Annotated in this window: 10 protein-coding genes; 2 read left to right on the forward strand and 8 right to left on the reverse strand. The window is 66.5% G+C overall.

Annotation, left to right across the window (positions count from 1 at the left end):
- Positions 1–329: 329 nt before the first annotated feature.
- From mnmG to pepN, 4 genes are all read right to left on the reverse strand, one after another.
- Positions 330–2,216, reverse strand: coding sequence for a tRNA uridine-5-carboxymethylaminomethyl(34) synthesis enzyme MnmG (gene mnmG, locus F3N42_RS07975; protein WP_150863906.1), 1,887 nt, complete (start codon positions 2,214–2,216; stop codon positions 330–332).
- A gap of 102 nt (positions 2,217–2,318) precedes the next feature.
- Complete coding sequence (locus F3N42_RS07980) at positions 2,319–3,443, reverse strand: hypothetical protein (RefSeq protein ID WP_150863907.1); 1,125 nt, start codon at positions 3,441–3,443, stop codon at positions 2,319–2,321.
- 97 nt (positions 3,444–3,540) lie between these two features.
- Entirely contained in the window at positions 3,541–3,954 is a 414-nt protein-coding gene (locus F3N42_RS07985; protein ID WP_150863908.1) for an outer membrane protein assembly factor BamD, read from the reverse strand.
- Between the two features lie 3 nt (positions 3,955–3,957).
- Entirely contained in the window at positions 3,958–6,591 is a 2,634-nt protein-coding gene (gene pepN / locus F3N42_RS07990) for an aminopeptidase N (RefSeq protein ID WP_150863909.1), read from the reverse strand.
- A gap of 59 nt (positions 6,592–6,650) precedes the next feature.
- Here pepN and F3N42_RS07995 point away from each other — a divergent pair, with 59 nt between their 5' ends.
- Positions 6,651–7,658 carry a threonine ammonia-lyase gene (locus F3N42_RS07995; RefSeq protein ID WP_224784812.1) on the forward strand — a complete coding sequence of 336 codons (1,008 nt, stop codon included), beginning with the start codon at positions 6,651–6,653 and terminating at the stop codon, positions 7,656–7,658.
- A complete protein-coding gene (locus tag F3N42_RS08000) occupies positions 7,655–8,155 on the forward strand; it encodes a SixA phosphatase family protein (protein ID WP_150863911.1) in 501 nt (166 codons plus the stop codon). The genes F3N42_RS07995 and F3N42_RS08000 overlap by 4 nt, the downstream gene beginning before the upstream one ends.
- Positions 8,156–8,171: 16 nt before the next feature.
- On the opposite strand, the gene F3N42_RS08005 is transcribed toward F3N42_RS08000, so the two are convergent.
- From F3N42_RS08005 to hutG, 4 genes are read right to left on the reverse strand one after another with little or no spacing between them, the layout of a single operon-like run.
- A complete protein-coding gene (locus F3N42_RS08005) occupies positions 8,172–8,627 on the reverse strand; it encodes a GAF domain-containing protein (RefSeq protein WP_150863912.1) in 456 nt (151 codons plus the stop codon).
- Positions 8,624–9,238: a DUF938 domain-containing protein gene (locus tag F3N42_RS08010; protein ID WP_150863913.1), complete on the reverse strand. Its 615-nt coding sequence runs from the start codon at positions 9,236–9,238 to the stop codon at positions 8,624–8,626. The genes F3N42_RS08005 and F3N42_RS08010 overlap by 4 nt, the downstream gene beginning before the upstream one ends.
- Positions 9,235–10,620, reverse strand: a complete 1,386-nt coding sequence (locus F3N42_RS08015; RefSeq protein ID WP_150863914.1) for a formimidoylglutamate deiminase — start codon at positions 10,618–10,620, stop codon at positions 9,235–9,237. Before F3N42_RS08015 ends, F3N42_RS08010 begins: the two co-directional genes overlap by 4 nt.
- Positions 10,617–11,405 carry an N-formylglutamate deformylase gene (hutG, locus tag F3N42_RS08020; RefSeq protein ID WP_150863915.1) on the reverse strand — a complete coding sequence of 263 codons (789 nt, stop codon included), beginning with the start codon at positions 11,403–11,405 and terminating at the stop codon, positions 10,617–10,619. Before hutG ends, F3N42_RS08015 begins: the two co-directional genes overlap by 4 nt.
- Between the last annotated feature and the right edge of the window lie 19 nt (positions 11,406–11,424).

Raw genomic sequence — 11,424 nt, forward strand, 5'->3', positions numbered from 1 at the left:
TGGGGGACTCACGGGACTGTACGTGGCCATGGATGGCCACGTCCAAGCGATCCATGGACGGACTTGAGCGTGTCCCGTGAGTCCCCCACCGCCACGACGCACCCGCGTAGCCGTCTGTCCCGTAAGGGTCAACGGGCGGGCAAAAAAAACCCCGGCTCGCGGCCGGGGTCTAATGGTGCATCGCCTTAGGCATAGAAGTGTGGGGACTGCCTGTACAGAGGTGCGATGCACTAGGCACAGTCAACTTGCAGTTCAAAGCATAGCCATGGGCGGTTAAATTCAGGTAAACCGGCTGTTGGTTTATCGTAACGCGACGCAACTGACTGACGTCAGGCGGTTTTTCTCTCTCCGGACTGCTTTTTCAGGTGAATCAGCAGCAGGCTGACCGCGGCCGGCGTCATGCCCGGAATGCGCAGCGCCTGGCCCAGCGTGCCGGGCTGGATGGCGCGCAGCTTTTCCCGCGCCTCGGACGACAAGCCGCGCACGGCATCGTAATCAAAACCGTCGGGGATCTCGCGGTCTTCATTGCGGCGATTGCGCTCGATCTCGCCGGCCTGGCGGTCGAGGTAGCCGGCGTAGCGCACCTGCACCTCGACCTGCTCGGCGACGCGCGCGTCATCAACGCCGGGGCCGATACCCGCGACGGACACCAGCGCGTCGTAGTCCAGCTCCGGCCGCTTGAGCAGGTCCAGTGCCTTGCACTCCCGGCCCAGCGACAGGTCGAAGCGCTCGACAATGGCCTTGCCAAGGGCGTTCCCCGGCGCCACCCAGATATCGGCGAGCCGGGCGCGCTCGGCCTCGATGGCATCGCGCTTGCGATTGAACGCGGTCCAGCGGGCGTCGTCGACCAGGCCCAGTTCGCGGCCGGTGTCAGTCAGGCGCAGGTCGGCATTGTCTTCGCGCAGCGCCAACCGGTACTCGGCGCGGCTGGTGAACATCCGGTAGGGCTCACGCGTGCCCTGGGTGACCAGGTCATCGACGAGAACGCCCATGTAAGCCTGGTCGCGGCGCGGCGTCCACGGCGCATCGCCGCGGGCCTGGCGGGCAGCGTTGACGCCGGCCAGCAGCCCCTGAGCGGCGGCCTCTTCGTAGCCCGTGGTGCCGTTGATCTGGCCGGCGAAGAACAGGCCGCTCACGGCTTTCGTTTCCAGGCTGGCGTGCAGGCCGCGCGGGTCGAAAAAGTCGTACTCGATCGCGTATCCCGGGCGGGTGATATGCGCGTTCTCGAAACCGGGAATGCTATGCACGAAGGCCTGCTGCACATCGTAGGGCAGGCTGGTGGAAATGCCGTTGGGGTAGAGCTCGCGCGTGTGCAGGCCTTCGGGCTCGATGAAGATCTGGTGCGAATCGCGGTCGGCAAAACGAACCACCTTGTCCTCGATGGAGGGGCAGTAGCGCGGCCCTGAGCCCTCGATGGCCCCGGCGTACATCGGCGAGCGATGCAACGCACCGCGGATGATGTCGTGGGTCCGCTCGCTGGTGTGCGTAATCCAGCAACACACCTGCTCGGGGTGGTCGGCCACGCTGCCCAGGTAGGAGAACACCGGCATGGGGTCATCCCCCGGTTGCTCGGCCAGGTGGCTGAAATCGACTGACTTGCCGTCGATGCGCGGTGGCGTACCTGTCTTCAGGCGGCCGACATCCAGCGGCAGTTCGCGCAGCCGCTCGGCCAGCGTGACCGACGGTGGATCGCCGGCGCGGCCTCCCGGGCGTGACACCTCCCCCACGTGAATCCGCCCGCCCAGGAAGGTCCCCGTGGTCAGCACAATGGCGGGCGCGTGGAATACCATGCCGCCGGCGGTGCGGCAGGCGGTGACCCGGTCCCCCTCGATCAACAGGTCATCGACGGCCTGCTGGAATATCGAGAGGTTGGGCTGGTTTTCCACGGCCTGGCGGATAAAGGCCCGGTACAGGTTGCGGTCGCACTGCGCGCGCGTGGCGCGTACGGCGGGGCCCTTGCGGGCGTTAAGGGTACGCAGCTGGATACCCGCGGCGTCGGCGGCTTGCGCCATGACACCGCCCAGGGCGTCGATCTCGCGCACCAGGTGTCCCTTGCCGATGCCGCCGATGGCCGGGTTGCAGCTCATCTGCCCGATGGTTTCGATGCTGTGGGTCAGCAACAGCGTACGCGCACCGGTCCGCGCCGCGGCCAGTGCGGCCTCGGTACCGGCGTGACCACCACCGATCACGATAACGTCGAAATTCGCGCTGCTCACTGCTGCTACTGCCTCAGACTCGAAGGGCGCGTATTGTAATGAAAAACAACGAAAAAAGGGAGCCTGGCGTGTTGACGCCAGGCCCTGGCCATACCGGCTTGCCTAGTCGCGATCCAGGCTGACGCTGCCGCGACTGGGCGAGCGGCTGGACCCTGAACTCTTCGACGGGCGCGAACTGACCTGTCGCGAGTTCGACGGACCCGACGACCGGGCGTTACCGGCCGGGCTCTTGAATTTCACCCCCGATGAACTACGCGACACCGGCGCGCGGCCCACGGGCTGGCTGCGAATGACCGGCGCCCGGCTGACGGGCTGGGTCCTGGACGAGGTCGGCTTGGTGGCCGACCGTGAGCGGACATCTCCGGCCACCGACACCGGACTACCCGAGGTTCGCCGCGTGACCACGCCCGGGTTGCGGACGGGGTTGGACGGCGCAACGCTCACCGGCTTGCGGCTCGTCGAAATCACCCGTGTCGGCGAGCGCGAAATCTGCACCGGGCTGCTTTCGACCGGCCGCGCCACGGACACCGGGTGCGTGCGTGATCGACCGGGCTTGGCATTGCCGGCACTGCGCACATTGGTGGCGACACCTTCGACACTTCGGGACGTGCCCGGACGCCAATCGCCGTCACCACTGGTTTCGAGCACCTGACGGCCCCTGTCGGCGCTGGTGAACGCGCCGGGTCCCCGGCGACCGGGATCCTGGTCGCGATACGGCGCGTAGTCCGCCTGACCGGGCGCGTTGTGGCCCGGCGGGCCACCGGGGCGGCCGGGGTTGCCCGGGCCGGAATGGCGCGGCGGCGGGTGGCGGTCATGCCGGTCCCACTTGTGGCGCCAGTAGTAGTCGTTGCCGGCCCAGTAGTGACGTGGCCATGGACGGTAGACCGGGTAGTACACGGGGTAGTAAGCCGGGTAAGGGTAGGCCCAGCCACCGTAATACGGCCAGCGATAGCCGCTGTACCAGGGCGACCACGCACCACCGAAGCCCACGGAAATGGTCGTGTTGCCGTAGCCATAACCCAGGTAGAAGTAGTCCATGGACCAGTAGGGGTAATACGGTGCCGAAGCGTAGGTGACGGTCGTGGTCACCGGCGCGTAGTCGTTGTAGTAACCCGAATACTCCGCTTCACCCTGGACGGCCTCGCCCGGGGCGGGCACCGGGTAGTGATACGTGACGCAGCCCCCGGACAGGGCGGCAGCAATCAACAGCAGGCTTATTCGGAACATGTTTCGGATCCCGGCCCCAACCGGGGCACACGATGACATGGTGAACAGACTAGCACGTGAAGTTTGAACGTAAGCTGAACGGCGCCGCGGCATCCATTCAGCCATCGAACGGCAACAGCGTCACACTGGCGGATCCCGGCGCCGGAATGATCACCTTCACCTCGGCCTCTCCGTGCTCGAACACCTCGGCGGATGGGTTCACGTTCATCAACCCCGTCGACCAGATCTGGCCGTTCTGGCTCCAGGTCACTTCAATCGGCAGCCCCTGCCAGACCCGGTGCGGAAACGTGGTCGAACAGGTGTTTCCCGGCGCGATGTTGCCGCAGGACACGAAGCCACCGGTTTCGGGCACGACCAGCCGGATGGCCGTGATGTACGAGCGGGCGCGGTTCTCGAACGTCAGCCCGTTGATGTAGAGCTCACCGGCCTCCTCGACCTGGCCCTGAGCCGCGCAACCGGCCAGCAGCACCGCGGCAAGCAGGCCACAAAGGATAGCCCTCGCGCGCCTCATGGCTCAATCAAGCGCGTTGCTGACGATTTCATAGACGTCATTGGACAGGCCATCGGTATCGGCGATGCGTGCCAGCTCGGCCTTCATCCGTTCGCGCCGGGGCGCGTCGTAACGCGGCCAGCGATTGAACGAGCCGGCCAGGCGTGCGGCGACCTGGGGATTGATGCGATCGAGTGCGATGACCTGGTCGGCGAGGAACCGGTAACCTTCGCCGTCCGGTGCGTGAAACCCGGTGGGGTTGAGCATGGCGAAGGCGCCGATCAGCGCGCGCACCTTGTTCGGGTTGCGCAGGCTGAAACGCGGGTGGCCCATCAAATCTCGGACCGTGCCAACGGTATCGTGACCCGGGCGTATGGCCTGGATCACGAACCACTTGTCCATGACCAGGGCATCGGCATCCCAACGCTCGGCGAAATCCGCCAATGCCTCCGGCGCCCCGGGCAGGTCATCGATGACCAGGGAGCGCAGTGCGGCCAGGCTGTCGGTCATGTTGTCGCAGTGCTCCAGCTGTCGGTGGACCAGGCCGACGCCGCGGTCGGTCAGGGCCAGGTAGGACAGGCAGACATTCTTCAGCGAACGCCGGGCGATCGAATCGCTTCCATAGTTGTAAGACGCACCGTCATCCAGGGCGGTATAGCGCTCCCGCAGGCGCGGCCCCAGCGATTGTGCCAGCGAGCGGCGGGTGAACTGCCGTGCAGCGTGGATGCCGTCGACGTCGACCTGGCCTTCCATCATCTCTCCCAGCCCTTCCTCGGTGGGCAGGGTCAGAGCCTCGGCGACCAGTGCCGGGTCGGCATCGGAATCATCCAGCAGCCCGGCAAATGCCGTGTCCAGCGCCCTGGGCGGGTTCAGCTCACCCCCGGCCGCGAGTACCGCGACCTGGTCGAGAATGGTGCCGGCCGCAAGGCGCTGGGCCGCCTCCCAGCGGGCGAAGTGGTCGCTGTCATGGGCGATCAGCGTCGCCAGCTCGGCCTCGGTGTAGTCGTAGCGGACCTTCACCGGCGCGGAGAAGTCACGCAACAACGAGGGCACCGGTGCCTCGGCCAGGCCACTGAATTCGTACGACTGGCGCGCTTTTTCGAGCAGCAACACGGCGGTGTCGCCGTCCACCGCCTCACCGTCGACGGTAAGCGCCAGCGGTTCGCCGGCCCGTGACAGCAGGCCGATGGCGAACGGGATCACCAGGGGCTGCTTGTCGGCCTGGTCGTGGGTGGCCGGGGTCTGTTGCTCCAGCGTCACGCGCAGCGTGCCCGCTGCGGCGTCCCATGTCGTGTCCACCGTGACCACGGGCGTGCCGGACTGGGCGTACCAGCGGGAAAAGGCCGACAGGTCGACGTCATTGGCATCCGCCATCGCGGCCAGGAAGTCGTCGCAGGTCACGGCCTGGCCGTCGTGGCGCTCAAAATACAGCCGCATGCCCTCCTGGAAGCCTTCCTCACCCAGCAGGGTGTGGTACATGCGAATGACCGTGGCGCCTTTCTGGTAGACGGTGGCGGTGTAGAAATTGTTGATCTCGACGTAGTGATCCGGGCGGATCGGGTGCGACATCGGGCCCGCGTCTTCCGGGAACTGGCGCAGGCGCAGGTCGCGGATATCCTGGATGCGCTTGACCGCGCGGGACTGCATGTCGGCGGAAAACTCCTCGTCCCGGAATACGGTCAGGCCTTCCTTGAGCGTGAGCTGGAACCAGTCCCGGCAGGTGACACGGTTACCGGTCCAGTTGTGGAAGTATTCGTGACCGATGACACCCTCGATACCCTGGTAGTCGATGTCGGTGGCGGTATCCGGGCGCGCGAGCACGTACCGGGTATTGAAGATATTGAGCGACTTGTTCTCCATCGCGCCCATGTTGAATTCGCTGGTGGCGACGATGTTGTAGATGTCCAGGTCGTATTCCAGCCCAAACCGCTCCTCGTCCCAGCGCATGGCATTGATCAGCGACGCCATCGCGTAGTCACAGCGGTCCAGGTTGCCGTCTTCGACATAGATCCGCAGCGTGACCTCGCGACCGCTGCAGGTGGTGAAGTGGTCCTCGGTGAAGACAAAATCACCGGCCACCAGTGCGAACAGGTAGGACGGCTTGGGGAACGGGTCCTCCCAGCGGCACCAGTGGCGGCCGTTGCCGGCGTCACCCTCGGCCACCAGGTTGCCGTTCGACAGCAACACCGGGAAACGCTCACGGTTGGCCTCGATGGTCACGGTGTAACGCGCCATGACGTCCGGGCGGTCCGGGAAACAGGCAATCTTGCGAAAGCCCTCGGGCTCGCACTGGGTCAGGAAATGACGGCCGGCACCATACAGCCCTTCCAGTGCGGTATTGGCCTCGGGGTGGATGCGTTGCTTCGTGACCACGCGGCAGCGCGCCGGCGCGTCGTGGATGACCAGGCGCTCGCCCTCCCGGGTGATACGATCTTCGGCGACCACTTCACCATCGAGTTCTATGGCAATAATCTCCAGGTCGACGGCATCCAGGGCGATATCGCCCGGCTCGCCGGACACGGATTCGAAGTCGATCGCGGCCTGCACCAGGGTATGGTCGTCATGCACGCCAACGTGCAGTTCGACCTGGTCAAGCCGCCACGGGTAGGGTGTGTAGTCCGCGCGCTGGACGGACTGGGGGCGCTGGCCCTTGCTCATTATCATTCCTCGACCATAGGCCACCGGCCCATGCAAAAGTTCCGTATTATACCGTTGCCATGGACATGACCCTACCCGACATCAATGACCTGCAGGCCGCACGCGAGCGTGTGCGCGGCAAGGTCCTGGAGACCCCCGTTGCCCATCACGACGCGCTGGATGCCGCTCTCGGCTGCCACGTGTGGCTGAAATGCGAGCAACTGCAACCCACCGGCGCGTTCAAGGTGCGCGGGGCCACCAACTCGGTGACGCGATTGCGCGAGGCGGGTGATACGCGCGATGTGGCCACGCACTCCAGCGGCAACCACGGCGCCGCGCTGGCCCGCGCCGCGCGCCTTGATGGCCGCAAGGCCTATATCGTCATGCCCAGCAACGCTGTTGGGCGCAAGGTCCGGTCGGTCGAAAACGAGGGCGGAACCGTGATCAGTTGCGAGCCCGGCCAGGCACCCCGTGAGCAGGGCCTGGCGGCGCTGGTGGCCGAGGGCAAGGTGCCCATTCCGCCGTACGACCATGCCGATATCATCGCCGGCCAGGGTACCGCGGCCATGGAACTGTTCGAGCAGGTGGATTCGCTCGACATCATCATGACCCCGGTGGGTGGCGGTGGGTTGCTGGCTGGAACGGCCATTGCCGCGCGCGCTTTGCGCCCCGGCACGGCCGTCATCGGCGCCGAACCCGCCGGCGCCGCTGATACGAACGCCAGCGTGGCCGATGGCCACCGTGTTGAAAGCTGGTCTCCCGATACCGTCGCCGATGGCCTGCGCGCGCTGGTTGGCGCGTCGAACTACGCCATCATCAGCGACAAGGTGGACCAGGTGCTGCTGGCCGATGACGAGGCCATCGTCGCCGCCATGCGACTGTTGTTCGAGACCACCGGGCTGCGCGTGGAGCCCTCCGCCGCGGTCACCCTCGCGGTGATCGCGAGCCATCCCGAGGTGTTTCGCGGCCGCTCGGTCGGTGTCATTCTCAGTGGTGGCAATTACGACCCGGCACTGTTTCCCTGGCTTGAAGAGCCCCAGCCGGGCACTGGCGCCACGGGCACTGAAGACAATGGAGGCCCCGCATGACCCAGCGACTGATGCTCCTTCGACACGCGAAAGCCGTGACCTGGGAGCCGGGCTGCGACGATTTCAGCCGCGTACTGGCCGAAAAGGGCCAGCGGCACATGCAGAAGCTGGCGGCCTGGATGACCGACAACGTGGCCGTACCGGAGCGCGTGCTGTGTTCGACCGCCGCCAGGACGGTGGAGACACTGGCGCCGCTGCTGCGGGCCTGGGGCGACGATGCACCGGCCGTCAGCTACCTGGACAGCCTCTACCATGCCAGCACCGGGCAGATACACCACCTGGCCACCGAGGCGCTGGCGGGCGCCGACAGCGCGTTGCTGGTCGGCCACAACCCGGGCTTCGAGAGCCTGTCACTGGGGCTGATGAGTGACGCGGATTACCGCAGGCACCAGCGCATGGCCACCGGCACACTGGGCGTGTTCGATTTCGCTGCTGGTTTCGACGGCGGCGAGCATGACGGGCGGCTGGCCCACTGGGTCACGCGCAAGGATCTGTAGCCGGCGACCGGCCCGTTCAGGCCAGGGACGCTTCCCAGGCGCGCGCCAGCGCGGCGATTCCCGCCTCGTCGACGGCGCTGAAACGGTCCGGGACCGGGCTGTCGATATCCAGCACGCCCACTGTTTCGCCGTTGATCGATAGCGGAATCACCAACTCGGAACGCGAAGCCGCGTCGCAGGCGATGTGACCGTCGAAGGCATGCACATCGGCAATACGCTGGATGGCGTTCTGTGCCACCGCCATGCCGCAGACACCCCGCCCGACGGGGATGGTCACGCAGGCGGGCTTGCCCTGGAATGGCCCCAGCACCAGGGTGTCACCCTCGAGGAAATAGAACCCCGCCCAGTTCACATCCTCCAGCGCCTCGTACAGCAACGCAGCCAGGTTGGCCGCGCTGGCGATGCGGTGCGGATAGGTGGACAGCAGTCCGCGGGCCTGGGCCAGTAATGACGCGTAGTCAGCTTCGTTCATGATGAATTCCTTAAGCGGCTGAACACCAGGAGCTGGTTGTTCGCTGGCATGGGTAGCCGTTCCGTCAATGCCATCTGGTAGCCACCGAGCAGGGTTTCAAGCGCCTCGACATCGCGAATGCCCATGTTTGGGTCGCGGCGGCGCAGATCACGGTCGAAATCTCGATTGCCGTCCGAGGTGTAAGCACCGTCAATATTGAATGGCCCGTACAGGAAAAAACGCCCATCGGAGGCCAGCACATTATCGATTCCGGCCGCCATGGCCTCGACACCCGCCCACGGCATGATATGTGCGGTATTGGCGCTGTAGACGATGTCGAACGGGCCTTCCGGCCAGGGGTCGGCCAACACATCCAGTGCCTGGGCCGCGTGGACGTTGGCAGGCGCCTCGAAGTCCAGCCGCGCCTGCAGGCCGGGTAATGCGTCGGAGCGATCGGTTGGCCACCAGTCGATATGCGGCAGGGCCGCGGCCATGTACACGGCGTGCTGGCCGGTACCGGCGCCGATTTCCAGCAGGCGCGCAGGCGCACCCAGCCGGGGGCCGACGGCATCGAGTATGGGTACGCGGTTTCGTTCGCTGGCCGGTGCAAACGGCAGGTCGGCATGGCTCATGTTGAGGCTCTCAACTGACGCAACGTCGCGTTGAAGGCGGTGAGCAGTGCGGACTCATCGCGATGAACCCCCTGCTCGACCACGCGCTCACCAGCCACGGAGACCGACGCAATCATGTCCTGGCCGCCACTGAAGACGTAACTGTCGAGCACCGTATCGCCCTCAAGGTCGCGCAGGCGGGGATGTTCGCGATCCAGTTCGACAAGGTCTGCGCGGTAGCCGGGCGCGATCTGGCCGACTGGCTGGGCCAGGGCCTGTGCACCGCCCATGGCCGCGCGAGACCAGAGCCATCGTCCGGTACTGGCACCGGCCTCCGCCATCACGTTGCGCCGGCCACTGACCAGGCGCTGCGTGTATTCAAGCAGCCTGAGTTCCTCGGCCGGACAGATTCGCAGGTTACTGTCGGAGCCGATGCCAAGCGCGCCACCCGCGGCGCGCCAGTCGGCCGCGGCGAAGATGCCGTCTCCCAGGTCGGCCTCGGTGGTCGGGCACAGCCCCGCCACCGCGCCCGAGCGGGCCGCATCGGCCAGTTCGCCGGCGTCGCCGTGGGTGGCATGCACCAGGCACCAGCGCCGGTCGACGTCGAACTGGTCCAGCAACCAGCGAATCGGGCGGGCGCCCAGCACCCGCTGGCAGTCTTCCACCTCCTGGCGCTGCTCGGCGATATGGATATGCACCGGCCCCGAGGGCGCAAGCGACACGATGGCGTTGATGTCGTCGGCGCTGGCGGCGCGCAGTGAATGCGGGGCAAGCCCCAAAACCGTGTTGGGCCGGCCCCTGGTGTGCCCTGCCAGCGAGTCGAACATTCGCGTGAAGCCGTCAACCGTGTTTCGAAACCGCCGCTGGCGCGGATTGACCTCTTCCGCCTCGAAGCCGGAACGCCGGTAGAACACCGGCAACAGGGTCAGCCCGATACCGCTGTCCTGCGCCGCGGCCAGCACCCGGTGCCCCAGTTCGGCCGGGTCATCGTAGGGCTGGCCATCTGGGGCATGGTGGAGGTAATGAAACTCCGCGCAGGCCGTGTAGCCAGCCTTCAGCATCTCGACGTAGAGCCCGGCCGCACAGGCCTGCAGCTGCCCGGGGCTCACCCGCAGGGCCATCGCGTACATGGTCTCCCGCCAGGTCCAGAAGCTGTCCTGCTGGCCCGGCTGGCCGGCATGGCTCAACCCGGCCATCAGGCGCTGGAAGGCGTGGCTGTGAAGATTGGGCATGCCGGGTATGACGACGCCGTCAAGGCGCACGTCGTCCGTTCGACCGCCTCCGGCTGGCAGGCCCGTCTCGACCTGCTCGATCATGCCGTTTGCGTCCAGGGTCAGCCGGACGTCCCTGGCCCAGCCATCGGGTAGCAGCGCGTGCGCGCAGACGACCGCGCCGGGTTTCATTCCTCCGGCCTCCAGTCCAACAGGGCCTGCAGCCATTGCCGCAACAACGGCACGACACCAGCTGCGCGCGCGTCTTCCCAGGCCGGTGGCGCCTCGCTCATGTAAAGCCGCTGGGGCATTTCCATCTGCAACGCGTGGATGCCCTGCCCGGGTTGCCCGTAGTGCCGGGTGTTGTAGCCGCCCTTGAAGCGGCCATCCAGGACGGCCGTGTGACTCGCGGACTGCCTGAACACGTCCATGGACAGGTCCACCAGCCCGGGCGCGGCGCTGCGCCCGCCGTGACTGCCCAGGTTCAGGTCGGCCAGGACACCGTCGAACAGCGCGGGCACCTCGCCGCGGATTGAGTGCGCGTCCAGCAGGATGGCATAGCCGTGTTGCGCTCGGAGCCGCGCCAGTTCCGCTGCCAGCGCGTCATGTACGGGCGCCCAGTAGCGGTCCCTGCGCTCGGCAATCTCGTCCGCATCCGGCGCCTGGCCGGGACGGTAAAGGGCTTCACCGTCGAAGGTTTCCACCGGCACCAGGCCGGTCGTGCGCGTGTTGTACAACGCGGCATCGTCCGGTGGCCGGTTCAGGTCGACCACGTAACGGGAGTGACTGGCCACCAGCATCCCGGCGCCCATGGCCGTGGCGAAATCGTAGAGCCGGTCGACGTACCAGTCGGTATCCGGCAGGGTCCGTGCCAGCGGCGTCATCCGCGCGGCGATGGCTTCGGGCAGGACCGTGCCCGAATGCGGCACGTTGACCAGCAGGGGGGTCGTACCCGGCTGCAGCTTGAACAGCGTCATGTCGTTCTCTTCGCTGAAT

Origin of the sequence: Marinihelvus fidelis, assembly GCF_008725655.1 — a bacterium.
GTDB classification, from domain to species: domain Bacteria; phylum Pseudomonadota; class Gammaproteobacteria; order Xanthomonadales; family SZUA-36; genus Marinihelvus; species Marinihelvus fidelis.